Origin of the sequence: Mycoplasma sp. 332 (assembly GCF_052378275.1) — a bacterium.
Classification (GTDB): domain Bacteria; phylum Bacillota_I; class Bacilli_A; order Mycoplasmatales; family Metamycoplasmataceae; genus Metamycoplasma.
Map to the genome: position 1 here is coordinate 122,261 of NZ_CP198998.1, position 26,859 is coordinate 149,119.

General features: G+C 28.6%; 23 protein-coding genes and 1 tRNA gene. 18 read left to right on the top strand and 6 right to left on the bottom strand.

Annotated features, from left to right (window positions below):
• Window positions 1-15: 15 nt before the first annotated feature.
• The gene (gene rpsT / locus ACT1UH_RS00540; protein WP_438340687.1) at window positions 16-279 is read right to left on the bottom strand and encodes a 30S ribosomal protein S20; all 264 of its coding nucleotides are present in this window, start codon (window positions 277-279) and stop codon (window positions 16-18) included.
• A 150-nt stretch (window positions 280-429) separates the two neighbouring features.
• On the opposite strand from rpsT, the gene ACT1UH_RS00545 reads away from it, so the two are divergent.
• From ACT1UH_RS00545 to ACT1UH_RS00555, 3 genes are all read left to right on the top strand, one after another.
• The gene (locus tag ACT1UH_RS00545) at window positions 430-1,134 is read left to right on the top strand and encodes a YgjP-like metallopeptidase domain-containing protein (protein ID WP_444705044.1); all 705 of its coding nucleotides are present in this window, start codon (window positions 430-432) and stop codon (window positions 1,132-1,134) included.
• A 14-nt stretch (window positions 1,135-1,148) separates the two neighbouring features.
• Window positions 1,149-1,790 carry a hypothetical protein gene (locus ACT1UH_RS00550; RefSeq protein WP_444705045.1) on the top strand — a complete coding sequence of 214 codons (642 nt, stop codon included), beginning with the start codon at window positions 1,149-1,151 and terminating at the stop codon, window positions 1,788-1,790.
• Window positions 1,791-1,969: 179 nt separating this feature from the next.
• Window positions 1,970-2,707, top strand: a complete 738-nt coding sequence (locus ACT1UH_RS00555) for a hypothetical protein (protein WP_438340690.1) — start codon at window positions 1,970-1,972, stop codon at window positions 2,705-2,707.
• A 58-nt stretch (window positions 2,708-2,765) separates the two neighbouring features.
• Here the strand turns inward: ACT1UH_RS00555 and thrS are convergent, their stop codons facing one another.
• Both thrS and trpS read right to left on the bottom strand, forming a co-directional pair.
• Entirely contained in the window at window positions 2,766-4,505 is a 1,740-nt protein-coding gene (gene thrS / locus ACT1UH_RS00560) for a threonine--tRNA ligase (RefSeq protein ID WP_444705046.1), read from the bottom strand.
• Window positions 4,492-5,496, bottom strand: coding sequence for a tryptophan--tRNA ligase (gene trpS / locus ACT1UH_RS00565; protein ID WP_444705047.1), 1,005 nt, complete (start codon window positions 5,494-5,496; stop codon window positions 4,492-4,494). The genes thrS and trpS overlap by 14 nt, the downstream gene beginning before the upstream one ends.
• A 252-nt stretch (window positions 5,497-5,748) precedes the next feature.
• Here trpS and ACT1UH_RS00570 point away from each other — a divergent pair, with 252 nt between their 5' ends.
• The 3 genes from ACT1UH_RS00570 to ACT1UH_RS00580 are packed head-to-tail and all read left to right on the top strand — an operon-like array spanning window position 5,749 to window position 11,178.
• Window positions 5,749-6,111, top strand: a complete 363-nt coding sequence (locus tag ACT1UH_RS00570) for a hypothetical protein (RefSeq protein ID WP_438340693.1) — start codon at window positions 5,749-5,751, stop codon at window positions 6,109-6,111.
• 1 nt (window position 6,112) lies between these two features.
• A complete protein-coding gene (locus ACT1UH_RS00575) occupies window positions 6,113-10,036 on the top strand; it encodes an AAA domain-containing protein (RefSeq protein WP_444705048.1) in 3,924 nt (1,307 codons plus the stop codon).
• Window positions 10,036-11,178: a hypothetical protein gene (locus ACT1UH_RS00580; RefSeq protein WP_444705049.1), complete on the top strand. Its 1,143-nt coding sequence runs from the start codon at window positions 10,036-10,038 to the stop codon at window positions 11,176-11,178. The genes ACT1UH_RS00575 and ACT1UH_RS00580 overlap by 1 nt, the downstream gene beginning before the upstream one ends.
• Window positions 11,179-11,214: 36 nt before the next feature.
• Here the strand turns inward: ACT1UH_RS00580 and def are convergent, their stop codons facing one another.
• Complete coding sequence (gene def / locus ACT1UH_RS00585; RefSeq protein WP_438340696.1) at window positions 11,215-11,772, bottom strand: peptide deformylase; 558 nt, start codon at window positions 11,770-11,772, stop codon at window positions 11,215-11,217.
• Window positions 11,773-11,874: 102 nt separating this feature from the next.
• Here def and ACT1UH_RS00590 point away from each other — a divergent pair, with 102 nt between their 5' ends.
• Window positions 11,875-13,128, top strand: a complete 1,254-nt coding sequence (locus ACT1UH_RS00590; protein WP_438340697.1) for a hemolysin family protein — start codon at window positions 11,875-11,877, stop codon at window positions 13,126-13,128.
• Between the two features lie 42 nt (window positions 13,129-13,170).
• Here the strand turns inward: ACT1UH_RS00590 and ACT1UH_RS00595 are convergent, their stop codons facing one another.
• On the bottom strand, window positions 13,171-14,784 hold the full coding sequence (locus ACT1UH_RS00595) for an ABC-F family ATP-binding cassette domain-containing protein (RefSeq protein WP_444705050.1): 1,614 nt from the start codon (window positions 14,782-14,784) through the stop codon (window positions 13,171-13,173).
• 303 nt (window positions 14,785-15,087) lie between these two features.
• Between ACT1UH_RS00595 and ACT1UH_RS00600 the strand changes: the two genes are divergently transcribed.
• Window positions 15,088-15,163, top strand: a tRNA-Lys gene (locus ACT1UH_RS00600).
• A 34-nt stretch (window positions 15,164-15,197) separates the two neighbouring features.
• Here the strand turns inward: ACT1UH_RS00600 and ACT1UH_RS00605 are convergent.
• Window positions 15,198-17,360 (bottom strand): ATP-dependent Clp protease ATP-binding subunit, encoded by a 2,163-nt coding sequence (locus tag ACT1UH_RS00605; protein WP_444705051.1) that lies wholly within the window; start codon window positions 17,358-17,360, stop codon window positions 15,198-15,200.
• Window positions 17,361-17,576: 216 nt separating this feature from the next.
• Between ACT1UH_RS00605 and ACT1UH_RS00610 the strand changes: the two genes are divergently transcribed.
• The 10 genes from ACT1UH_RS00610 to ACT1UH_RS00655 all read left to right on the top strand — a co-directional run bounded on the left by ACT1UH_RS00610 (window position 17,577) and on the right by ACT1UH_RS00655 (window position 26,818).
• Window positions 17,577-18,029 (top strand): hypothetical protein, encoded by a 453-nt coding sequence (locus ACT1UH_RS00610; RefSeq protein ID WP_438340700.1) that lies wholly within the window; start codon window positions 17,577-17,579, stop codon window positions 18,027-18,029.
• Entirely contained in the window at window positions 18,022-18,816 is a 795-nt protein-coding gene (locus ACT1UH_RS00615) for a F0F1 ATP synthase subunit A (protein ID WP_438340701.1), read from the top strand. Before ACT1UH_RS00610 ends, ACT1UH_RS00615 begins: the two co-directional genes overlap by 8 nt.
• A 28-nt stretch (window positions 18,817-18,844) precedes the next feature.
• Window positions 18,845-19,153, top strand: a complete 309-nt coding sequence (gene atpE, locus ACT1UH_RS00620) for an ATP synthase F0 subunit C (RefSeq protein ID WP_438340702.1) — start codon at window positions 18,845-18,847, stop codon at window positions 19,151-19,153.
• Window positions 19,154-19,195: 42 nt separating this feature from the next.
• A complete protein-coding gene (locus ACT1UH_RS00625) occupies window positions 19,196-19,726 on the top strand; it encodes a F0F1 ATP synthase subunit B family protein (protein WP_438340703.1) in 531 nt (176 codons plus the stop codon).
• 2 nt (window positions 19,727-19,728) lie between these two features.
• Complete coding sequence (locus ACT1UH_RS00630; RefSeq protein ID WP_438340704.1) at window positions 19,729-20,259, top strand: F0F1 ATP synthase subunit delta; 531 nt, start codon at window positions 19,729-19,731, stop codon at window positions 20,257-20,259.
• A 13-nt stretch (window positions 20,260-20,272) separates the two neighbouring features.
• The gene (gene atpA, locus ACT1UH_RS00635; protein WP_438340705.1) at window positions 20,273-21,856 is read left to right on the top strand and encodes a F0F1 ATP synthase subunit alpha; all 1,584 of its coding nucleotides are present in this window, start codon (window positions 20,273-20,275) and stop codon (window positions 21,854-21,856) included.
• Window positions 21,835-22,719, top strand: a complete 885-nt coding sequence (atpG, locus tag ACT1UH_RS00640) for an ATP synthase F1 subunit gamma (protein WP_444705052.1) — start codon at window positions 21,835-21,837, stop codon at window positions 22,717-22,719. Before atpA ends, atpG begins: the two co-directional genes overlap by 22 nt.
• A complete protein-coding gene (atpD, locus tag ACT1UH_RS00645; protein ID WP_438340707.1) occupies window positions 22,703-24,169 on the top strand; it encodes a F0F1 ATP synthase subunit beta in 1,467 nt (488 codons plus the stop codon). The genes atpG and atpD overlap by 17 nt, the downstream gene beginning before the upstream one ends.
• A gap of 2 nt (window positions 24,170-24,171) precedes the next feature.
• Complete coding sequence (locus tag ACT1UH_RS00650; protein WP_438340708.1) at window positions 24,172-24,543, top strand: hypothetical protein; 372 nt, start codon at window positions 24,172-24,174, stop codon at window positions 24,541-24,543.
• 280 nt (window positions 24,544-24,823) lie between these two features.
• Entirely contained in the window at window positions 24,824-26,818 is a 1,995-nt protein-coding gene (locus tag ACT1UH_RS00655; protein ID WP_444705053.1) for a hypothetical protein, read from the top strand.
• Window positions 26,819-26,859 lie beyond the last annotated feature (41 nt).

Consider the following 26,859-nt stretch of genomic DNA (forward strand, 5'->3'; position numbering starts at 1 on the left):
ATTATTTATTAAGAATTAATTCTTTGATTTAGCAATAAATGCATCTAAACGGCTAGCTTTTCTTGCACCATTATTTTGGTGTAAAACACCCTTTGAAACAGCTTTATCAATTTCATGGTGTGCTTTAGCAACTAATTCAGCTGCTTTTTCATCTTGTGATGTTGCTGCTAATTTAGCTTTTTTGATAGCAGTCTTTACAGTTGATTTAATAGCTGAGTTACGTGCGTTAGCTTTTTCGTTAGATAATATTGCTTTTTGTTTTGATTTAATGTTTGCCATTTTTTTGCCTTTCTTGCTAAAAAAAATAATTAGCATACTAATTTTACATAAAAACGCAATATTTTTTTGTATTTAGTTACTATTTTTGTTTTTTGTTACTTTTTTTAATAATTACACATTATTTATTTTAATTTATTAAAATATTTTTATATGAAAAGCCCTAATATGACTGTTTATAGAATAATAAATAAAGAAAAATATTTAATAAAACTTTATTATACTTACGATAATTCCTTTTTGCTATTGCAAGAAAATAATTATTATGTTTTGCAAGGTTCAATTATAAAATTATGCTCTAAGGAATGCTGAAGATTTGTGGATGAAACAATATTAAAAATAACTCAAAAAATCAATATTGATAATCAATATTTTCTTGGTGTTGATTATAATAAGAAAACATTTTATTACTTAGGCAAAAAAGTTAATTTTAAAATAAAAGAAAATCTTATCATTTTTGATGATGAAAAATTTGAGTCAATAAAAATCTCTAAAAAAATAACTCCTTTGTTAGCTGAAACTTATGTAAATGATCAATTGAATAAAAAACTAATTGCCGTATTTAAGTTTTATGCTGATGAGGCATATAAAAAAATTGTTGGTGAGGAATGCAATCTAAAATTTATTGTTATGAAAAAAAATACATCTTGAGCTTCAATAAATATAAGGACGCATAGGATAAGCATATGCAATAAATTAATTCATTTTAGTGAAGAAATAATAAGATATGTTGCCTATCATGAGATCTGCCATATAATTCATCCAAATCACTCAAAAGCATTTCGGGATTTGTTAGAATCATTTATCCCCAATTTTCGTGAACTTGATAAAAAACAAAAAAGACACATTTTGGTCTAAGGAGAAATTTATAAATGGAAAAACAAGCTGTGGTGTTGTTGATTGTTATTTACACAATGTTAGCAATAATATTAATCATTGACTTAATTTTTATTATAAGACATTTCAAAAACAAAAAAAGAAGTGAAATGCAAAATGAAGAAAGTGAAATTAATAAAGTTGATCTAAACACCGAAATTAAGAAAATAAGTAGGTTTATACCTAACACGAAATATATAAAGGAAGGTAAATATAGACCTGAAAAATTTGACTCCTTTATTAGTGGTGCCCTAATCATAAATAGCTATGGTCTTTTTGTTATTAAAAATATAAAAGATAATGCTATGCTAGTTGAAGGTGATTATAATAATCGTGAATGGTTTTTAACTACGCCCAAAGCCAAATATTGTATTAATAACTTATTTTGGGATTTGAATAAAAATATTGATAATTTACTCCCTTTACTTCCTAATAATCTTCCAGTGATTGGAATTTTAATATTTGAAGATATCGATAAAATTGATATTAATAATTATCCAGGATATTTAGGCTTCTCTAAACTCAAAGATTTATCAAGTTTTATGAATGATGCAAAGCGCCAATTAAAGCCTATAATAACTCCTGAAAATGTTGAAAAAATTGTTGAATTATTAAATAATAAACGTCTTGAATTTTAGTTTGATGTTCTTATAAGAAGTATTGCTAAAACATTGCTTGTTTATTGAAAATGATTGCTTTTTTAGTATTTAGTATCTTAAAAAAATAAAAATTGTTTATATAAATGAATTAAATTATTTTTTTTGTCTATAATTAAAGCATAATATTATATAAAATATAAAACAATAGAAAGGAAATAATGACCAAAAGTAAACTAGAAAGATATTACATTTCTGAAAAGATTGGTGATGATAAAAAAGTGTCATTTAATTTCAAAAAAGCAAATCAAAAAATTTCAGGTAATTTTACTGAATTTGTTGATGCTGTTTCAGAATTTATTAGAGTTAGTGAAAAATCAAAAAATGATACTCGTGTGTGATTTCATCAAGACGGGGCCTACCGTGGAAGTGTTGATATAAAGAAAGCTCGTAACATAATTGAAAAAATATTAGAAGTTAAAGTTGAAAATGAAAAGGCTATTGAATATATTGAAAAGGAGGATTTGGTGGATAAACCAATGCCAGTTAAAAAGATGAAAACTACCCCTATGATCGATTTAGAAGCAGAAGCATCACAAACAACTTTTTATGTTGAAAATATTGAAACAAGAAAGGCTTCACAAGTTTCGGCTCTTGATGTTAAATCATTTTCAAAATACATAACAATTATTGAAAAGGTTAAACAGTTAGGCAATACATTAGTTGTTTCATTTCATTTAGAAAACGAAGGCAATTCATCAATGACTCATGAATACATTATTACAGGTTTTGCTGAAGAAGCAATGAGCTCATGTTCATCATGCAAAGCAATGCCTCACAATAAAAAACTTGGTTTATGACGTGAAAAAAGAGCTTTCCTTGCTTTATTCACAATATTAACATTATTAATTATTGTTAACATTATTTTAATTGTATTACGTGTAAAGGCTATAATCTAAATTAGATATATAAAAAGTAAAAATTTTTAAAAAAGTTAGGGCTACCTAACTTTTTAAATTATTTTAATTCGCGTTTCAGCATTGATAATTTGGTTATAAATTCTTCTTTTGAATATATTTCGGTTTTTTCGCTGCCATATTCTCTTACAGCTAATTTGTTATTTTCAACCTCTTGGCGTCCGATAATAACTATAAATTTAGATTTTTGAATTTGTGCATCACGAATTTTTTTATTTATTCTTTCGTTTCTTAAGTCAACATTAACATTAAAATCTAAATCCAAAAATTCCTCAAATAGAGATTGACAATAATCATTTAAATCACTTACAATTGGCATTATTGTAACTTGTCTTGGACTTAATCAAAACGGTAGAATACCTTTGGTTTGTTCCAATAATGTAGCGATAAATCTTTCATAAGTTCCAATTAAGCCACGATGAATTAAAACAGGTGTTTCAAATTCTTCATTATCATTAACAAACTTCATGTTAAATCTATGAGGGAGCAAGAAATCAAGTTGAAGTGTTGACATTGTTATTATTCTATTTAACGCAGTTCTGACTTGAAAATCGACCTTTGGACCATAAAAAGCTGCTTCACCTATAAATTCCTTGTATTCAATGTTTAATTCCCTTAATACTTCACGAAGGTCATTTTCGGCTTTGTTTCACATTTGATCATCCTTAAAGAATTTTTCTTCATCATTTGGGTCTCTTAAAGAAAGCGAAACATGGTCTATTTCAATTTTAAAATCCTTGAGTGCCTGTAGAATCATTTTATAAAGGTGTTTAAATTCAGATTTAATTTGGTCTGGTCTAACAAAAATATGTCCTTCGGTTAAATCCATAGATCTAACTCTTTCTAATCCAGAAAGGGCACCTGATTTTTCATAGCGGTACAACCTAGATTGTTCAGAATATCGTATAGGTAAATCACGATATGAACGTCTTGTTGAATTAAATAAGATTATATGATGCGGACAAGTCATAGGGCGTGCCACAAGAGTTTCATTATCCATCAATATAGGACTAAACATAACGTCTTGATAATGTGATCAGTGACCACTTATTTCATATAATTTTTTTTCTCCAAAGTGGGGAGTTAAAACCTCGGTGAAACCAAATTTTTTATCTAACTTTAAAACATATCTTTGGATTGAATTATGAATTTTCATTCCATCTTCGAGTCAAATTGGGAAACCTTGGCCTGACAGTTGGCTAAACATAAAAAGGTTTAGATCCTTGCCTATTTTGCGGTGGTCTCTTTCCCTTCTTTCTTTTAGAATTTCTATGTAATCATCAAGTTCTTGTTTAGTTTCTCACGAAGTACCATAGATTCTTGTTAGCATTTTGTTATTAGAATTACCCTTTCAATAGGCCCCTGCAATTGATAGCAACTTAAAATGCTTAATTTCTTTAGTATTTTCGATATGCCCACCGGCGCAAAGATCTGTGAATAAAATTTCATTAGTTTTTGGGTGTTTGAATTGAAAGAAGGTTATTTCTTTTTTTTCATTTACGAATTTATCATATAATTCTTGCTTGTAGGGTTGATTCTCAAAAGAGAAAAAGTCTTTTTCGACTTTTTTCATTTCATAACCTTGTTCAGCTAGTTTTTTCATTGTTTTTTCAATTCGAGGTAAGTCTGATTCAAAAATTGGATTTTCAAATTCAAAGTCATAGTAAAAACCCTCCTCGATAGCAGGACCAATTGCCAGTTTTGTATTTGGATACATTTTTAAAATTGCTGCAGCTAATAGATGACTAGTTGAGTGATTTAATTTATTATTTGATTTCATTATTTAAACCTAGGCCTTTCATAAATTTTTTAAGAGTAATTGAAGCAGTTTTTGAAGCCTTTTGTGCTCCCTTTTGTGCTTTTTTTTCGATATCTTTTATTACTTCATTGTATTTTGATTGAATTTTAGTTAAAAAATCTTTAACTAAGGTGCCCACTTCTTGCTTTAATTCACCATAATTTTTTTCTTTGAAATGTTGTTCAGCTTCCCTTAAGTCTATATCTTTAAGTGAAGAATAAATTGATAATAAATTTTTAATGCCCGGCTTATCGTCTGAGATGTAAATTTTTCCTTCAGAATCAGTAACTGCTTTCATTATTTTTTTATATCCTAATTCAGGATCGTCCAATAAATAAATTGCTGATTTTTCATTTGCATCTGATTTTGACATTTTTTTAGTTGGGTCAACTAGTGACATAATTTTTGCCCCAACTTCCGGTATATATGGCTCAGGAACCTTGAATTTAATATTGAATTTATTATTTAGTCTTTGAGCTATATTTCTTGTTAATTCAACATGCTGCTTCTGATCAATTCCGACAGGCACTAAATCAGCATCATATAAGAGAATATCAGCAACCATCAATGTTGGATACATTAAAAGTCCTGTTGGAATTGTTTCCATACCATTTGAACTTTTTACTTTTTGAGATTTATCTTTAAATTGAGTCATTCTGGATAATTCACCAATAGTTGTATTTGTTAAAATTAACCAGTTCATTAAACCGTGTTCCATAACATCTGATTGAAAAAAAAGGGTCGATTTTTCAGGATCAATTCCACAGGCAATAAATAAAGCGTATATATTTTTACGATTTTCTTCAAGGATATGTGGTTCAATAGGGAGGGTTAGAGCATGGAGATCAGCGATAAATATATAGCTATCATAATTTTCTTGCAATTTAACCATATTTTTTATTGCTCCAATATAGTTTGCTATGGTTAATTTTCCTGTAGCCGTAATTCCACTTAAAACTCTTTTTTTGTCCATTTTGTGCCTTCTTTTTTAATAAATTCTTGTATAAATTTTATAACTTTTTTAAAAATATCATATTAAATAATTTATTATTTAATAATCCAACATTATAACTTTTTTATGCTTAAATTAAGTTGAAAAAATAATTAATAAATTTTATTTGATATCTTTGTTGAAAATTACTATTAATTAAATGTTTTTTTGATATTAATTTTAAATTAAAATATAATTTAAAAGTAGAAATTTTTAAGTGAAAAAGGTGTTAATATGAACCCAAAAAACAAATTTTTATATATCTTTTTAATCATAGTTACTTTTGGATTTATTTTAATTTATTGAAAGAAAAGATTTAGACAAACCAAACCCAAGAATTATCTCTCAAAGGAAACTAAATTAAGTTTTAATTTTGATGTATTTGTTTCGCTATTAGGTGGAAAAGAAAATATTAAATCGGTATCAGCTACACAAAAAATTTTAAAAATTAATTTTTTTGATAAGACCAAGATTGCTATACCGCAATTAAAAAATCTTGATGGTATAACCGGAGTTGCAATTCAAAGTAAAACTATTTCTTTTGTAGTTGGTAATGTAGCCAAACACATAGAGCACTTAATTAATGAGGTAAATTAAAATGAATAACAATACCAAATATCAAATGTTAATGGCTAATCTGCTAAATATTGATACCTTTGATTCTTCATTGTACAGTTCAATTGATAACGAAAAATATTTTGATGTGTTAAAAAATTTCGGTGAAGAAACTTTTGATCATATATACAATAATTTTAATATAAATTGCACGATTTCTGATATTGCAAATCGGATGATTGCAACAAAGGTTTATGAAGCTAAAAATAAGAATGAAGTAATTGCTATTTTTGAAGACTATAATAAACGAATTCCAGAAAATTTATTTAAGATGCTTGGTACAAATTTTGAAAAAGCAAAAGCCATTATTGTTGCTAGTCAGGAAACGGAGTTTCAAAAATCAGTTGTTAAGTGAAAGAAAATTTTAAATAAAGCGCAAAATATCAATATTGAAACCAATATTTGGCCTTTGCATATAGGCTTTTTCTATATATCAATAAAAACAGAAAATAAAACAATTTATGCTCCATTATTTTTTAAAGAGATATTAGTTGAAGTTAAAAATTCATTAGTAACCTTAAGTTCTAGTTCTGACATAAGAGTAAATAGCAAGCTAGTCACGTTTTTGAATCAAGAAGGCTTTTCACTCAATGTTGACTCATTTGATTTTAATAACCTATCAATTCGTGAAGTATTCGAAAGTTTTAAAAATGCTTGAAAACCACTCTTCAATATGCCCTTAACTTTGAAAGAAGGTATTAAAAATTTAACAATTGAAAATATTGAAAATAGCTCAATAGAATTTTATCCCGGAATAGTTCTTGGTTTTTATAATGTTTCGTCAGGATATTTGTGAAATCAAATGAAAAAAATTATTGAAAATGATGAGTTCGATGAGATTTTAAATCCAAATTTTAATAAGAATTTATATCGTGAAAAGGTTAATAGAGTAATTTTTGATAACAAATTTAAGCTTTTTAAAATTCAAGAAACTAATTTTTCTCAGGATGTTGCAACAATCTCGTCACTATATCAGGATACAATTATTTGAGGTCCTCCTGGGACAGGGAAATCACAAACTATTTCTAATTTAATAACTAATATTATGACAAGAGGCTACACTGCTTTAGTTGTAAGTCAAAAGAAAGCGGCATTAGACGTTTTACGTAGCAGGCTAAAAAAGCTTTCTATTTTTTGCTTATTTGCATTAAATGATAAAAATCTGAGACCTGAGAATTTTTACAAGCCATTGCGTGAATTTATTCATTTGTTAGAAAATTATGAAAATTCAAATGCTGAAGAAGGTCTTAGTGTTTTTAGCGATGAAGATGAAAGTTATGTTGATAATGTAAATTTAATTAAGCAAACTAAAAATATAGATAATATCATTAATTTTTATAGCGCGGTAATGAATGGTAATTTTAGTGTACAAACATATGAAAACCTTAAAAAAATGGATCATAATCTTAAATATAATCAATGTTGCGAATTTAGTGATAAGAAGTTAATTATAAAAAAACTATATGAAAAAAATTTTAATAAGAAATGCACTATTTTTAGTATTATTCCTAAAATAATTAAAAACATGGCGGAAATAATATCGAATGATCAAAGTTTAATGACTATTGATATTGATGAGGCGCTTAAATATGTAAATCTTGTTTCATTTGAAGAAATTACTAATTTTGAAAAACAATATAAAAAAATTCTCAACAAAAAAACCAATTATTTAAATGATGATAAAAATATTGTTAAGATGCTTCTTGAAAAAACATTTGATCGGATGACCAATTTTAGTGATGAGCAAAAAATGCAATATACTTCCTTTGCTATGGCTATAAGAACTGGCCATTTAAAGCCTTACAAGTTTTTTCACAAACATAAGGAGATGATTAAGATATTATTTCCAATAATTATCACTACTCCTGAACTTGATTTGTCGATGTGATCTAAACAAGAATTTGATTTTGCTATTCTTGATGAATCATCGCAAATGTTTATTGAAAAGGGCATTCCAATTTTATATTTAGCAAAGCGAAAAATTCTTGCCGGTGATAGCCAACAAATGCAACCCACAAGATGATTCTCTGCGACATATAGTTTTGATGAAGAAGATGACTTTGGCAATATTGAATCGTTGCTAGATTATGCTAGGGCAAGAGGTGTTTATTCACTGCTATTAGATAAAAATTACCGTTCTAAAAAGGCGACATTAATGACTTTTTCATCAAAGCATTTTTATGAATCAAAACTTGATGTTATTGATAACTATGAACTATCGGTTTCTAATGAAAAAGCAATTGAGGTTTTTCAAGTTGATGGAACTTGGGATAATAGCATGAATGTTGCTGAGGGTGAAAAGGTTATTGAATTATGCAAGCAAAATCTTGAAAAATATAACAAAATAATCATTTTAGTTTTTAATGTTAAACAACAAGAATATCTATTTAATAGAATATTCGGAAATGATCCAGAATTAGAAGATGCTCTAAATAGTGAAAAAGTTGTTTTGAAAAATATTGAAAATATCCAAGGCGATGAAGCTGATTTGGTTATTATGTCAGTTGTGTATGATAAAAATACTGCTTTATATAACACATACGTTGCAAGAAAAGGCGGGAAAAATGCTCTTAATGTGGCAATATCACGTGCTAAAGAAAAGGTCTTTGTTGTTAAATCGATTTATGCCGATGATATTGAAATTACAGATCGATCAACAGCTGACATGATAGTATTTAAGGAATGATTAAAATTTCTTGACTTATCAATTGATGAGCAAAAAAATTATTTAGATGAGGTTGAAGATTTTTTGGCTACTAAAATTATTTCATTACCCGAAGATATTAAATTCAAGGTTGATGTACTAGATGAACTTCGCAATTTTATTGATGACAAAAACCTTCAATTTCAAACAGATTACTCTGTTGGAACTAAAACCATCGATATTGTTTTAATTAATAAGCTTAACAACAAGCTTATTCAAGGATTTATTTTAGATAATTTTTTATATAAGAATGATTATCGTAAATATCTTATTTTTAGAGACAATATTAAGTTTCTTGAATCTAAGGAATATCCAATTATTACTATTTCTGAAATTGAATGGCCAATTATTAAAAATAAGATATTTGCATATTTAGAAGCATTGATATCACAACAACAAGTAGAAAATCAAGCTATTATAGAATTACAAAAAAATAATATGTATGAATTAAAAGAATATAAAGAAGTTAATTTTATTCCTCAATCTGGAGAAGAAGATATGAATATAGAAACTAAACTAAAAGATAATAATATTGTTAGTTTGAAAGAAAATAATATAAAAACAGGTGATGAAACAGCAAAAAGGAATGATCATATTGATGACGTCGATGATTTTTATGTCGCAGAAATGGATAATCATAATCAAATAGCGGTTGAAATTGATGAATTCGAAGAACAAAATAATTATTTGGAAATTCATCCAGATGAGACAGATGATATTGACTCTCTTACTGATGATTTTAAGGTAGAACAATTTAAGCAAGATGATTTGGAAGTTGCTCAGGATAATGAAGATTATTCTTCCGATGTTATTATGAATTTAAATGAAAATACACATGAAGAATTCGAAGATAGTGAAGTTTCATTAAATAATTTATCATCTGATTTTTCGGAAGATGATACCTATATAATTGATCAAGAAAATGATGAAACTATCTCAAAAACTGAAATTAATGATTTTAAAATAAATTCCAACAAGATAAACAATGAGACGGATGAGTTTAATAATATTGAATTATTAGGATTATCTAGTGTTGAAGAAAATGATTTTGAATTTGAAGAATTAAAAGAAACTAATGTTAGAGCAGATCAGGAAAAACAGGTTGATTTTAAAAAGATAGAGAATACACCGGATAATATAATTGATGAGTTTGGTTTAGTTGATACTGATGAAAAAACAACGGAATTTGAATTTGGGGATTAATGAAAAAAGATAACAAAGATTTGGAATTTGATTGGGTTGATTCGATTGACAAGGATGTTAGCTTTGAAGACCAATTAAAACATAAAAAAGTTGCTCAACGTCTAACGAAAGCAAAGAAGATAAGAAAAATATTATTTTGGTCACTTTCAGGTGGTTTGCTTTCTTCTGTTATTATTGCAACAGTTAGTATACAACTTACAAAACCTAAAAAAGCACTTATTTATTGGTTTAATAGTGTTAAAAAATACTCATTTAATTCAAATAATAATAAAAACAAAGATGTTAATATAAAAATAAACAACGATATAAAAATTGATGGCACTCCAGAAAGTGTCATGGCTAAAATTATTAATAATAGTGATTCTGATAATATTAGTCTTTTGTTTAAAAAAAATGTTCAAAAAGAAATAAGTGAATATGCAATTTTTGAAAATAAAAATTCTAATGTTAAATGGAAAATTGAATTTGAAAATTTTGTAATTGATACATTATCTAAAAATATATTGTTTGTTGATCTTGTTTTTAAACATCAAGAAGGGACAAATACTGAATTTGTTATTAGAAATTTTCCTATTTATACAACATTAAAAACAAAGCAATTCAATGAAGAAACAATAAAGAAAAAACAAGACCAATTTGATAGTAAATTTATTGAATCAATTAAGAATAAGGTCGCTTATAAGTTGTTTTTACCTATTGATGTAAAAGATAAATTTTCTAATGAAAAAATTAATAGATATAAAGCGGAATTTAGAAAATTTATACAAGACTTTAATGATAAATTTTCTTCTATTAAAAATGACTCATCAAAATTAATTGATTATTCTTGGGCTTTTGGTGAACCACATAAGATAAATAACGGCATTGAACAAATGACGGTTGTATCTAACTTTGTAACAGAAACTAATAATTTTTATTCCCCTATTTTATTTACATCTCCAATAAAAATTGAGGGTTTTGATAATGAAGATTGAAAAACATCAACACGAATAAAATTTAAGGGTAGAATTATTACCTTATCTACAAATAAAGAGAAACTAGGTAGATACCATTCTCAATATGGCATTTATATCGAACCTAACTATGGCAATAACCAAAAGGAAATAGAGTTTGATGTTCCATTATTTTTTGAAAAAGGTTAATAAGAAAAATAGGTTATTATCTAACCTATTTTTCTATTACAAAACTTGCAAATCTTTGTCTTTTGCTCATGGACTCTTTTTATTTATTCTATCTATAAATAATCCACCTTGTAAATGGTCAAATTCATGCTGAAATACGATTGCACTATAACCACTTGCTTCAAATCTTTTGTATTTCTTTTCCATATATGAATATCCATCAAAAATAACTCTTGCATATCTAGGAACTAAGCCTTCCTGATTTGGTCAATCTTCGCTAACACTTAGGCATCCTTCGCCTTCTGATAAGGCAATTTTATGCTCTGAGTGACCAATAAGTTTTGGGTTTATTATGGCATCATTAAAAATCACATTGTTATTATTATCAACTATCAGAATATAAAATATGTTTTTTGGTATTCCATATTGAATAGCTGCGACACCGACAGCTGGTCTAAATTTTGTATTTTGTTTTTGACTATCGCTGACATGAAAAATCATTTTTTCAATCAAATCAATATTTTCTTGTGATAAGGGAATTTCTACATCTTTTGATTTTTCTCGTAATATTTTTTTAGGTAATTGCACTATACTAACATCTTCAAATTTAAACATAATATAACATTATAAAATATTTAAATATAAATAATAATTATTTTTGCTATTATATAATACTAATGATAGTTATATTTTAAATTTTTGTATGGAGACATTTAGATGGACCTCGAACCTTGACATTACGCTTTATTAATAATTTTACTAGCCATATTGCTCGTTTGTTCTGGAATTTTTTCCGCAACTGAAACAGCATATACTTCTTTAACCAAGGCCAAAATCGAGACAATGATTGAAAAGAATCAAAAAAGATATAAAATAATTCTAAAACAGCACAATTTCTTTAATAGAACACTCGGAACCATTCTGATTGCTAATAATCTGGTAAATATTGGTTCTTCAACATTATTAGTTTATCTTTTAACACAAGCCTTTGGAGCTCCTAAGGCAGGCTTGGCATCAATTATTTCAACAATTGTAATGACACCAATTATTGTTTTATTTGCTGAAATATTGCCAAAATTGGTTGCAAAGCGCTATCCAGAAAAAACCGTTAAATCATTTTATTGGTTTATTGAAATGTTATATTGAATATTTATTCCCATAACATATCCTATTTCTAAAATTGGAAAGAAGATTTATATTACCAATACTGAGGAAGATGTTAAAAACTTATTAAATATCGCGCATGATGAGGGTGTTTTGGAATTTAAAGAATCTGCAATGGCCCAAAATGTCTTAGATCTTGATTCAACTAAGGTTTCACAGCATTATATTAAAATGAAAAATGTGGATTTTATCAGTTCTAAGGCTACTATGCAAGAAGCACTAAAAATGTTTAGAGAAACTAATTATTCACGAATACCAGTTGAAAAAGATGGTAATTTAATTGGCATATTGTTGCTTAAGGATATATTTTTTCTTAAAAAAGGAAATATTTTAAATTATATTAAAACTGTTCCTAAAGTTTCTGCTAACTCAATCTTATCATCAGCACTTGAAAAGTTGAGACAATCGCGCGCCCAAATGGCCTTCGTTACCGAAACTAACAGTGATGATAAACCAATAGGTATTATTACTATCGAGGATATTCTTGAAGAAGTTGTTGGCGAAATATATGACGAATATGACAATGATGAACAAATCTACGAAATTAGTCTTGAAAGATGCGAAGCTAAGGGTTCTGTTCTAATGAAGGTTCTATGAAAACAATTGGAGCTTTATGAATATCTCGATTATCAATTAACTGATAAGGAAAAGAATCAAACACTTTCAAGTTGGATTGAGTCAAAAAAAGGTCATTCATTAAGAAAAAATACCAAATTTGAACTTGAAGACAAAATAACGTTTTTGGTATTAGAAAAGAAGTCAAGAGAAAAAAAATATGATTATTTCGAGATAGATTGAAGCAATTAGCTAAATTTAAAAATCCGGAAACTAATTTCCGGATTTTATTAATTAATATCCCATAGCTTCTTCATATTCGTCGAGATTTCCATAAAATAAGAAACTTGATTTTGGTTTTATTTCAAGAATAACATTCGCGCATTCTTTAATCATAGCACGATTATAGGTTGTAAAAATGCATGAGCTCTTATATGATTTAACGCCTTCAATTAAGCTATCAATTGACTCCGAATCTAAGTGATCAAGAGGTTGATCAAAAATTAAAAAGTTGCTTTCTTCTAGCATCAATTTAGACATCATTAACCTAACCTTTTCTCCCCCACTTGTTACTTGGACGTTTTTAAAAACACTATCATTAGAAAATAACATTCTTCCCAGAAATGCTCTCATTCTAGCATCACTGTTATCTTTTGTTTCTTGTGTAGTGTTATTTAATGGTCATTTACTTAATCAATCAATAATACTTTCTGATTCATTAAAATATTCTTGATTATTTGAGGGAAAATAGTTAGGAGAAATAGTTATACCTCATTCAACAGTCCCAGAAGTTGGCTTTCTTCTATTCATTAATATTTCAAGGAATCTGGTTTTAGCAATATCATCATTGCCTACAATAACCATTTTATCACCAGGTTTTAAGGAAAAAGTTACATTTTCAAATAGTGTGTCTCCATTTTCATTTTTATATGTTAAATTATGAACATTTAAAATTTGTTTTCCGGGCAATCTATTTAGTTCAAATTTAATATATGGATACTTTCTTGATGAAGGTTTTAGTTCATCAATTACAATTTTTTCTAATAATTTTTTCCGGCTTGTTGCTTGTTTGGATTTTGAAGCATTGGCAGAAAATCTGGCAATGAATTCACGCAACTTTTGTGCTTGCTCTTCTTTTTTTAGATTGGTTTTTTGTTGCATTTCAACTAATAATTGACTCGATTGCTTTCAAAATGAATAATTACCAACAAATAACTTCGCTTCTGAATAGTCGATATCAATGATATGGGTACATATTGCATCTAAAAAGTCGCTATCATGACTAACAACAATGACAATATTTGGATAATCCATTAAGAAGTTTTCTAATCACTTTATAGTCTTTAAATCTAATCTATTAGTTGGTTCGTCCATGATCAAGATGTCTGGATTTCCAAATAGGGCTTTTGCTAATAAAACTTTAACTTTCTCGTTTGCTTTAAGATTAGACATTTGCATATTTCATTTTTCAGGTTCAATACCTAAATTTGAAAGAAGAGTTTGGGCATCATTTTCAGCATTTCATCCGCCCATTTCTCCAAAAAGTTGTTCTAAGTGGCTTGCCTTTTCATAATCTTCCATTGTAGCCTCAGGGTTTTCATAAATTTTATTCTTTTCAATATTTATTTGATAAAGTTCCTTATTGCCCATGATTACAACATCGGTAACATTAAAATCATTAAATTCATCCTGGTTTTGGCTCAAAACACTCATACGAGCATTTTTTTCTTTAATAATTTGACCCTCAGTTGCCTCGATCTCGCCACTTAAAATTTTTAGAAAAGTAGATTTTCCTACACCATTAGCCCCAATTATTCCATACACATTTCCAGGCAAGAATTTCAGATTGATATTGGTAAATAATTTTTTATCTGGAAAGATTTTGCTTATCCCACAAACATCTAGCATAGTAAACTCCTTAAAATATATCAGTATATAACTAAAAAATTTTACTAAATTTTGTAGGTTTTTATATTATATTGAAGGCTCGGATTATATAAACATGATTTATATTGCTTTTTATATTAAAACTTAATCTTTTAATAGACTTTTTTAATTATTTCATAGTATTTTATGCCTTGCGAAATATTAATAAAATTGGTTTAATTTATTGTATTCCTGAAAAGTCTTACATTTATTTGCAATAAATAATTATTTTTTTTAATATCATCAAAGATATTTGTTTATAATTTATTAGGTATTATTTTAAATGCATCCTTAGCTCAGCAGGTAGAGCAAGGGACTCTTAATCCCTGGGTCGTGGGTTCGATCCCCACAGGATGTACCATATAAAAATACAAGGCTAATTGCCTTGTATTTTTTTAATTCCCCTCATGATCTATTTCTATTTTAATTTCATTGTTTGCAATTGATAGATAAATAATCGAATCTTCTTCTATTGAGTTGCGTAATATAAAATCTGCAAGTTTATTTTCAATATTGTTTTGAATAAATCTTCTAATAACTCTAGCACCAAAAGCTGTGTTATATGACTTATCTGCAATATAGTCGATAACTCCTTGATCGTATTGCAACTCAGATTTAATATTTATCGAAATACGGTTGGCTAGTTTTTTTAATTCTAAATCAACAATTTCTTTTGTGACTGAGTTACTCAATTTATTGAATGGAACAATTTCATCAATACGGTTAATAAATTCAGGCTTAAACTTAGTTAACAAGATTTTTATAATTTCATCTTTGCTAGGCATTTTTGTCATAATTTGTTCTGACCCAATGTTTGAGGTCATTATAATTATTGTGTTTCGAAAATTTATTTTTCGACCTTTATTGTCGCTTAGTATCCCGTCATCCAATATTTGCAAAAGAATATTTAGAACATCAGCATGGGCTTTTTCAATTTCATCAAATAAAACTATTGAATAAGGGTTTTGTCTTACTTTTTCTGTTAATTGGCCGCCATTATCATCATATCCAATATATCCTGGGGGCGAACCGATTAGTTTTGATATGCTATGTTTTTCCATATATTCAGACATATCTAAACGAATAATATTGTTTTCATTGTCAAATAGATTGAGTGCTAATGCTTTAGCAAGTTCTGTCTTTCCTACACCTGTTGGCCCTAGAAATAGAAATGAACCAATAGGTCGATTAGGATCATTAATATTAGCTTTAGCTCTTTTGATAGCTTCGGAAACTAGGTTGATAGCATTTATTTGCCCCTTAACCCTTAATGCAAGATTTTCACTTAATTTAAGAAGTTTATTTTTTTGCTTTTCAAGCAATTTTGTTACCGGTATTTTAGTTCATTTGCTTACAACCTCAGCAATTTCTTCCTCATCAATTGTTTCTCTTATTAAACGATTTGGCAAATTGGTTAGTTTTTTTTCAATTTCTTTTTTTGAATCATCAAGTTCTGGTAATAAAACATACATAACTTTTGAAGCTTCAAGGTATTTGCCTTCATTTTGTAATGTGTTTAGCTGTCTTTTTAAATCTTCAATATTGTCTTTTAGTGAGGATAGTTTAGCAATTAAATTTTTTTCTTCTTCTCATTGGCTAGACAGCTTTTTATGCTCTGCCTTGATTTTTGTTAGATGTTCATTTATTTGTTTTATGCGGTCATTATTGTTGTTATTTTCTTTACCAACAGAGTTTTTTATTGCTGCCTTTTCGATCTCCAGTTTAGTTATTTCATAATTTAGTTTTTCAATTGGCTCGGGAATATATTTCATTTCTGTTTTAATAGATGCTGAGGCTTCATCTACTAGGTCTATTGCCTTATCGGGTAGAAAACGATCTTGGATATATCTGGCCGATAGGTTTGCTGCGGCTACTAGGGCCTCATCCTTGATTTTTACCTCATGAAAAGTTTCGAGTCGTTCTTTGATTCCCCTTAAAATGGTAATGGTGTCCTCAATAGTTGGTTCATTAATAAAAATCTTTTGCATTCTTCTCTCGAGAGCAGAATCTTTTTCAATGTGTTTTCTGTATTCGTCGAGAGTGGTAGCGCCAATTAGGTGTAATTGCCCTCTTGCCATCATTGGTTTTAACATGTTACCTATATCCATACTACTATCGCCTGTTCCACCAGCTCCGACGATCATATGAATTTCATCAATAAAAAGAATAATTTCGCCATTAGAATCTTTAATTCTTTTTAAAATAGCTTCAATTCTTTCCTCAAATTGACCTCGAAATTGTGTTCCTGCAACAATAGATGAAATGTTAAGCTCGTATACTTTTTTATTTTTTAAATTCTCAGGCACTTGGTTATCAATGATTTTTTTAGCTAATCCTTCAACAATTGCTGTTTTTCCAACGCCTGGTTCCCCAATTAAAACTGGGTTATTTTTTGTCTTGCGAGATAAGATTCTTACTAATGATCTTATTTCTTCGTCGCGATTTATAACTGGTTCTAGTTTTCCTTCCAAAGCCAGTTCAGTAAGATTGCGACCATATTTTAATAATGGGTCTTTATCTTCTTTGTTATCCTCTGCAGGTGTTCATGATGCATGCATATTTCGACCTCCTTAATTTAAATATATATTAATTATAACACAATTTAGCACTCTACTACTTAAAGTGCTAAAAAACTATTTTTTCATATTTGATTTTAGGTTTTAAGGATGTATATTTTTTGGCATTATTTTGTGAATATATTTATAAAAACAAAAAATTCAAAAGTAATATAATTTTACATTAGGTTATTAAAATATAAAAATAACCACTTGAGCATGAATAAAACACATGGAAAAAAAATTTGAATAACTTATACTACATTAAATGTTGCGTTGTTGTTAATATTTTCATCAATGTCATTTTTTGACTACTCGTTATTGTTAGGGTATTTAGTGGGTATAGTTAGTTTTTTATTATTTTTATTATCAGTATATGTGATCCTAAAAATTGTGAAAAATAGTATTAATGTTCAAGGTAAAAAACATTATAAAATAAGGATGCTTATTTCTGTTCTTATATTTTTTGCGTTGAATATTTTTAATGGAGCAATATTTGCTATTTTTATTTATATTAATACTTACCTTCACAAAGACTATCCCGGTTTAAATGCTGCTTTTTTTCCATTTAATACAATCACAATGACAGCACCTTATATTCTATTGTCCATTTTTTCAATAGTGTGGGCCGTTGTTACTATGGTTAATAAAAGAAAGGAGCTAAATGGATAAATTACTAAAAATTAATTGATTTGGTTCGACAGAAATTAATAGTAATCAAATATTTTCATTAATATCCTTAGTTTTTATTGTTCTTATTTTGTCAGTTTTAATTTATGTAGCAGTAAAACGACAAAAAGTTGACAAGGCACCTAATGCTGCTTTAATCCTAGTTGAAACAGCTATTATCGGCGGAGATAATTTCTTTAGTGATACACATGAATCGAAGTTTGATAAAGCAAATCCATACTTAATATCATTATTTGTGTTTATGTTCTTTGGAAACATATTATCATTAGTTGGTTTTGCTCCGGTTGGCTCGAGTTTATCTGCGGTTTTAGCTGCCACAGTGGTGTCTTGATTAGGAACGGCTGGTGTTGGGATAGCTTATAACAAAATTAAGCATATTATTAAATTGCTAAATCCATTAGAATTTGCTTCAAATTTCTCACCAATTGTTTCTATGACTTTCCGGGTATATGGAAATATCATTGGGGGAGTTGTTCTTGTTTCATTGGCAACAATTTTCTTAAACAATATATGAGCAAAAATTATTGGTCTTGATGTTAGTGCTGAAGCTTCGACATTCAATCCATTTGGTGTTGTGGTATTGCCGGCATTTAATCTTTATTTTGATTTATTTGATGGTATTATTCAAGCATTTGTTTTTGTAGTGTTGACAATGTCATATTGGGCGCAAGCAGCTGAGGAAGACGTTAAGGAAAAACATAAGAAAAAAATTAGAGATTGAAAAAGTAAAATTATCGCTAATAAACAATTAATTCAAGAAAGTAATTAAAATATTTTTAAAAATATAGGAGAAAAAAATGATTGATAAATTAGATAAAATTTCAGATGTTATTAATAGATTTGACCCAAGTAAAGCCGGTGATGCTAGCGGTCAAAATTACCCCTTTGCATACGGTTTAACAATGTTAGGCGCCGGGTTAGCAATCTTTGGAGCTGGATTTGTTTCGATTGGTCAAGGTATGGCCGTTGCTAAAGCCTGTGAAGCTGTTGGTAGAAACCCAGAAGCTTTATCTAAAGTTCGTACTTTATTAATTTTAGGTTTGGCTATTGTTGAAACTGCATCAATTTATTGTTTAGTTATTGCTTTATTATTAATCTTTGTATAGTTAAATTATTTTTTGATTTATATGAGAGTATTAACTTATCTTATGAAAGCCCCTGAAGGTAAGGGGGGGGTTAGTGAAGAATTAGAAAAAACCTTCTCTGGCTTAACATTTAATTGGCCTCTATTTGTTTTTTCTTTAATTGTGTTAATGCTAATAACCATTATTATTACTTTTTTGGTATACAAACCAATTAAGAAAATGGTTAAAAAGCGTCAAGAATTAATTCAAAGTAATATTGATGCTTCAATCAAAGCAAAAGATGAAGCACTAAAAATACAAGAAGAACATGATTTAAAAATAATTGAGGCTACTAATCAGGCAAGAACTATTATCAATAATGCAAAAGCTGAAAGTGAAAGAATTGTAAATAGTGGTTCAGCTATTGCGAAGAAAAAAGCTGAAATGATGTTAGAACAAGCAGAAATTTTGATTAATAAAAAGCGTGTTGAATTCAGTAAAGAGCAAAAGAAAATTATTATGGAAAATGCTGTTGAAATTGCTAAAAAAATTATTGGCCGTGAAATAAAAGATGCTGATAATGTCAAAATGATTAATGAGGTTATTAAGAAATAGATATGACTGAATTAAATGAAGTAATTAATAATTGATCATTTGCCTTATATGATTTAGCTAATGGGTCTGATCAACTTCAGGAAATTACTAATCAGACTGCTGACATTATTAAGGTTTTGAAACAAAATAAAGATTATTTAAAAATCTTAAATTCTTTTGATATAACGGAAGAAAAAAAGTTTATGTTAATTAGTGAGGCTTTTGATTCATACCATCCATATATATTAAATATTATTAAATTAGCAACCAGAAAACATATTGTTAAATATATGGATATTATATTTCATCGCTTTATTGAATTAGCAAATGAAAAATTAAATATTAAGTATGGTTATGTATATTCAGTTAAACCATTAAGTACTGATAAGATGAAAAACCTTGAAAAAAAGATTTCATCTGATCTAAATGCAAAAGTTACTTTAACTAATCATATAGACCCTGATTTAATCGGTGGAATAAGAATAAAAGTAGATGAGTACTTGATTGATAACTCTGTTTTGGGAAAATTAAACAAGATAAAATCATTAGAATAATGAAAGGAAAGATATGGCTTTAAAACCCAGTGATTTATCAGCTATCATTAAAAATCAAATTAAAGATTTCAACGAAACTGTTAGTTATGATGAAGTAGGTAGAGTTATTACTGTTGGTGACGGTATTGCTCTAGTTAGTGGTTTAACTAATGTTGAATACGGTGAATTAGTAATATTTGATTGCGGTATTGTTGGTATGGCCTTAAATCTTGAAGAAGAGTTGGTTGGTGTTGTTGTTACTGGCGATGATCGTAATATTGTAGAAAATTCACATGTCAAGAGAACACACAACGTTATCTCGGTTCAAGTGGGTGACGCTTTATTGGGCCGTGTTATTAATGCCCTAGCATTACCAATTGATGGTAAGGGTAAAATTAATAGTGAAATAAAGCGACCAATTTTCAAAATTGCGCCTGGTGTTATGACACGTAAGGAAGTTTCAGAACCCTTACATACTGGTATTTTGGCAATCGATGCTTTGATTCCTATCGGAAAGGGACAACGTGAACTAATTATTGGTGATAGACAAACAGGAAAAACAGCCATTGCCATTGATGCGATATTAAACCAAAAAGGCAAAGATGTTTATTGTATCTATGTGGCTATCGGCCAAAAAAATTCAACAATTACCCAAATTGTTGATCAGCTTGAAAAGAATGATGCAATGAAATACACAACTATCATTGCAGCATCAGCTTCTGAAAGTGCGCCATTGCAATATATAGCACCCTATACTGGCGTAACTATTGCTGAGGAATGAATGGCAAGAGGTAAAAGTGTTTTAATAGTTTATGACGACTTATCAAAACATGCCGTTGCTTATCGAACATTATCTTTATTGTTAAGAAGACCTCCCGGCCGTGAAGCATATCCTGGTGACGTCTTTTATCTACATTCGCAATTACTAGAAAGATCTGCAAAACTAAATAACGATTATGGTGGCGGTTCAATAACTGCCTTGCCAATTATCGAAACACAAGCTGAAGATATTTCAGCATATATTCCAACTAATGTTATTTCAATTACTGATGGTCAGATTTTTACCAAAGAATCTTTATTTAATTCTGGACAAAGACCTGCAATTGATATTGGTTATTCTGTAAGTAGAGTTGGTTCAGCCGCGCAAACCAAAATGACTAAAAAGGTGGTGTCAAGTTTAAAGCTAGAATTAGCTCAATATAATGAAATGCAAGCATTTGCACAATTTGGTTCTGATTTAGACCAAAATACAAGAATTATTTTGGAACATGGTGCTAAGGTCTATGAGCTGTTGAAACAGTCGCAATTTTCACCATATTCTCCTGGCCAACAAATTATCTTATTGTTCCTTGCTAAGTATCGCTTAATTAATGTAATCCCTAAAAACAACATTATTAAATATCGTCAAGAAATTCTAACTTATTTTGCAACAGAACCTAAAGCAATAAAAATCATGAGAAAGATCGATGAATCTAATGATTGAACTAATGAATTAATTGAAGAAATTTATAATCAAATCATTTTATTTAATGACCTGTTTATAAAGACTATTCCCCTATATAATCCTGAAAACTTTATGCCTATCCCTGAATTACCATGGAAAGCTTGCAAAAAATAAAGCAACGTATTAATTCAATTAATTCTACCAAAAAAATAACGAAGGCTATGGAACTTGTAGCCACTGCTAAGTTTTCAAAAATTAAAAACAAAATTAGTGAGGTTAAATCTTACTTTAAAAACGTTGAAGCTATTTTTATTAATCTTGTAAAAAATTCAACGCAGGATATTGATAAATTATTAAATAAGCATGCATGAAAATTTAGCAATCGTCGCAATTTATATATTATTTTTGGGAGTGATTTAGGTCTATGTGGATCATTCAATTCCGAAATGTATAAAATGATAAATGAAGTTGTTACAGGTGAAGATATTTTGATTGTTATTGGCTCTAAATTGTTAAGCCTAATTGAAAAAAATAAAAAATATCACATTATCCAAACCTTAACACAAATCGGTGATAATCCAACATATGAAATAGCTCAAGTGATTTCAAATAAGATTTATGATGTTTTAGAAATATCACTTTTAAATTCAGTTAAATTAATTTATACCAATTATGAAAACCCATTAAAGGCTGATCCTGTCGTTCAAGAAATTTTTCCAATTTCAGCAAACACGATTGGCAAAATCGAAAAAAATAATCAAAGTTTTCACCAAGATAAAGGGATCAGGGAGATTGTTTTTGAGCCCAACCCTGAAACCATTTTAATTAACTCATTTAGAATATTCTTTGAAGCATCTATTTTTCATGCTTTAACTAATGCAAAATTGGCAGAAACTAGTCAAAGAAGAACAGCAATGGAACAGGCTTCTGATAATGCCGAGGACCTTATTGATGAATTAAAAATTGAATATAATAGTTCGCGTCAATCAAAGATAACACAAGAATTGACTGAAATTGTTAATGGTGTCGGATCTTAAAGAAAGGATAAAGAAAATGACTAATAAAAAAAATAATGAATTAAATTATGGTGTTATTACCCAAATTCTTGGTGCTGTTATTGATGTCAGATTTAAGGAAGGCACTGCACCTAAAATGCTTAACGCCTTGGAAGTTATTGATGAAAAAAACCCTAACAACAAACAAATTCTTGAGGTTGCTCAACATATTGGTAATGACACTGTAAGAACAATAGCCATGAGTTTAACCATTGGTTTAAGACGTGGCATGAAGGTCTTAGACCTTAAAAGACCAATTACTGCACCTGTTGGTAAGGAAATTCTTTCAAGAATGTTTAATGTTTTAGGTCAACCTATTGACTTGCTAGGAGGCGATTTTGAGCAACAAATGCCTATCCATAGAAGCGCACCTAGTTTTGAAGAACAAAAATCCACTTTGGAAATATTTGAAACTGGTATTAAGGTTATTGACCTATTAATACCATACATTAAAGGTGGAAAAATTGGTCTTTTTGGTGGGGCTGGTGTCGGCAAAACTGTTTTAATACAAGAATTGATTAATAATATTGCAAAACAACATGGTGGTTTATCAGTATTTGCTGGTGTTGGCGAAAGAACAAGAGAGGGTAATGACTTATACCACGAAATGAAGGCAAGTGGTGTTTTAGATAAAACTGCATTAGTATTTGGACAAATGAATGAGCCTCCAGGCGCTAGAATGAGAGCACCATTTACTGCACTAACTATGGCCGAGTATTTCCGTGATCAAATGGGCCAAGATGTGCTTTTATTCATTGATAATATCTTTAGATTTACCCAAGCAGGTTCAGAAGTTTCGGCATTGCTAGGTAGAATGCCTTCTGCCGTTGGGTATCAACCAACATTAGCAGTCGAAATGGGGCAATTGCAAGAAAGAATTACTTCTACAAATAAGGGATCAATAACATCTGTTCAAGCAGTTTATGTTCCTGCTGATGACCTTACTGACCCTGCTCCTGCGACCACATTTACTCATCTAGATGCGAAAACTGTTTTAGATCGTGATATTGCAGCATTAGGTATTTATCCTGCTATTGATCCATTGGGTTCTAATTCACGTATGATGGATCCTAATATCGTTGGTTTAGATCATTACAATACTGCGAGAGAAGTACAAAATATTTTGCAAAGATTTAAGGAATTACAAGATATTATTGCAATATTGGGTATGCATGAATTATCAGAGGAAGACAAGAAGGTTGTTGCTAGAGCACGTAGAATAAGAAGTTTCCTGTCCCAACCATTTTTTGTTGCTGAAAAATTTAGTGGTATAAAGGGTAGATACATTAAATTACAAGATACCATTAGATCATTTAAAGAAATTTTAAGCGGAAAATATGATGATCTACCAGAAGAAGCATTTTTATATGTTGGTACTATTGAAGATGTTATTGAAAAAGCTAAAAACCTTGGATATGTATTTGACAAATAGTTATGAATGATAAATTCATTGAAATAGTTATAACAACACCAAATTGTGTATATTATCAAGGTAAAGGTAGTATCGTAACATTTACCACTACTGAGGGGCAAATTGGTCTAATGAAAGATGCTGTTCCATTTTTAGCGGCATTAGTTCCCTCACAAATAATTATTAAAGATCAAGATAATAATAACCGGATTTTTTACATCGATCGTGGGATTGTTGAATTTAGAGATAATTTGCTTTCATTGATTGTCAATAATATTGACGTTAAACCAATTGACACAGAAATCAAGTTTAAAAAAACAAATGAAAAGAAATATACTATTATTGAAGAAGTTGTTTTAAAAAAGAAATTGGCAGAACAAAATAAAAAACTATAAATACAGAGAAATCTGTATTTTATTTATTTTTTTAAGGACTCAAATAAGTTATTGGCGTTTGTTTAACTGCCAGTAGATATTTAAAATATATTAGCTAATATAAAAAACTATAAAAATAACTATAAATTAGATTTTTACATTAAACCTAAAGAAAACCCTAAATTTTCTTTAAAAAAAATTCCAAAACAAGTTAGAAAATAATGATTATTTTCACTCTGTACTACAATATATAATATATATAATTAAATTACAACTTAAACTTTCATAAAGGTATTAAAGAATGCGAAAATCTAGTAAATTATTAATAACATTATGTACCCTTAATGTGGGTGCTATTATTGCATCAGTAGGAATTTCTATTTCTACAACTATTAAACAAAAACCAAGAAACGCTCTGATTAAAAAGATTAAAGAAATTCAAGAAGAATTGGTAACTAATAAAAAGCTTAGTGAAGAACAAAAGGTTGCTATTAAACAAGCTATCGAAGAAGCTAATAAGGTTCTTATTGGGCAAAACATGGATGATGCTAATTTTGAAAATGCTATTTCGCAATTAGTTAGTTCATATGAAGCAATCATACAAAATTTTGAACCAGTCCCAGATATTAAAGAAAAGGAAAATTCTAAAAATAGATATAATGCAAAGTTGCAGCAAGCTATGAAATTGTCTTCTATATTAGTTGATTCAAAATATGAAGAAGTTAAGAAAAAAATAGATGGAACTATTCAAAGAAACACCAATTTAATTAATGATAAAACTACAAAGGATCAATATGACCGAGCTGCAAAGGAATTAGAAGATGCTATTACTGAAGCTAATATGCAAAAGAAAATGATTGATGATAGCGAAGATTCTGAATTAGAAAAAGCCAAAAAAGCATTTGAATCTAAAAAAAGTGAAGCTGATGAATTATCTAAACAGTTAATAGAATCTAAATTTGTTGAAGTTAAATCTACATTTGATAAAGAGGTTCAAGATGCATCACAAGGTTTATCAACAAAAGATCAATACAATGATGCTATTAATAAATTAGAAGAGGCAATTAAAAAAGCCAAAAAAGCCAAAGAAACAATTTTGGAAACTGAAGAGTCAAAAGCAGCTTATGATGCCAAGGTTAAAGAGGTTGAAAAGTTTGAAAATGATAATTTTTCAGATAGTAGATATAGTTCAGTCAAAGATAAACTACATTCAGAAGTGGCAGAAATAAAAACTAAATTAGGTAGTGGAGAACATACAAAAACAGAGTATGATGAAGCAACTAAGAAATTAGAAGAGTTAATTGCTAACGCTTATGATGAAATACTAGAAATTGGAGCTAGATTAAAATTAATAGAAAAATTGCATGAAAAAGTTGCCGAAGCAGAAAGAATTGCTACTGAGCTCGGTAGTAACAATGAATATAAAAATATTAAAGACGATTTAGAAAAGGTGGTTAAAGAAAAGAAAGATTCAGTAAATGTGAACAACACTAGACAAGAAATTGGTAATGCAATTAGTGAGGTAGATAAAGCCATCAAAAAAGCTAAGAGTGAGAAGAACAAAATTGACAAAAAATTAAATACTGAAAAAGAAAAAAAGGATGCTGAAGCAGAATTTATGGCCTTGGAACGAAAGGTCGAAGATTTTTTAAAAACATTAACAAAACCTAGTCAAATGAGCATTAAAACTAATTTAGAAGATGAATTAAATAAGCAAAAACAAATAGTTAATAACGAATCATCAACACCTAATAAAATCAAAAAAGCAACGGAAAAACTTACAAAAATATTTGAAAAAGCTAAATTAGAAGTAAACAAGGACGAAGAACCTGATGATGGATTAACACAAGAACAAAAAAATATAGTTAATAAGTTAAATAATAAAACATTATTAAAGACAGATAAAATTACAGAAGAAGTTAAAAATTATATTTTAGAAGTACTTAAAGACAATAGCAAAGTACCTGGTGAAAATTTTCATTATTATTTCGGATACATTGAATTTAAAAATAATAGTTTTGAGTTCTCATCGAAAAAGCCTACTAGAAAGAATAAAAACAAAATAAAACATAAGAATCTTGGTATTGGATTTTTTGATGAGGAATTTATTAAACTTGTCTATGAAAAGGAAATAATTTTTCCAACTAATAAAACAGGTAAAAGTGCTCGAAAGGCGTTAGCTCTTGAATTAAAAAGTGATGGAAAAATAGTATTGCCATTTAAGTTTAAAGATCATACCAAGGTATATGAAATTGAATTATTTACAAGCAATGAGAAACCTAGCGACTATAAATAGGTTCAATGAGTTTTAAATATATAATTAGTAATTATTTTTAT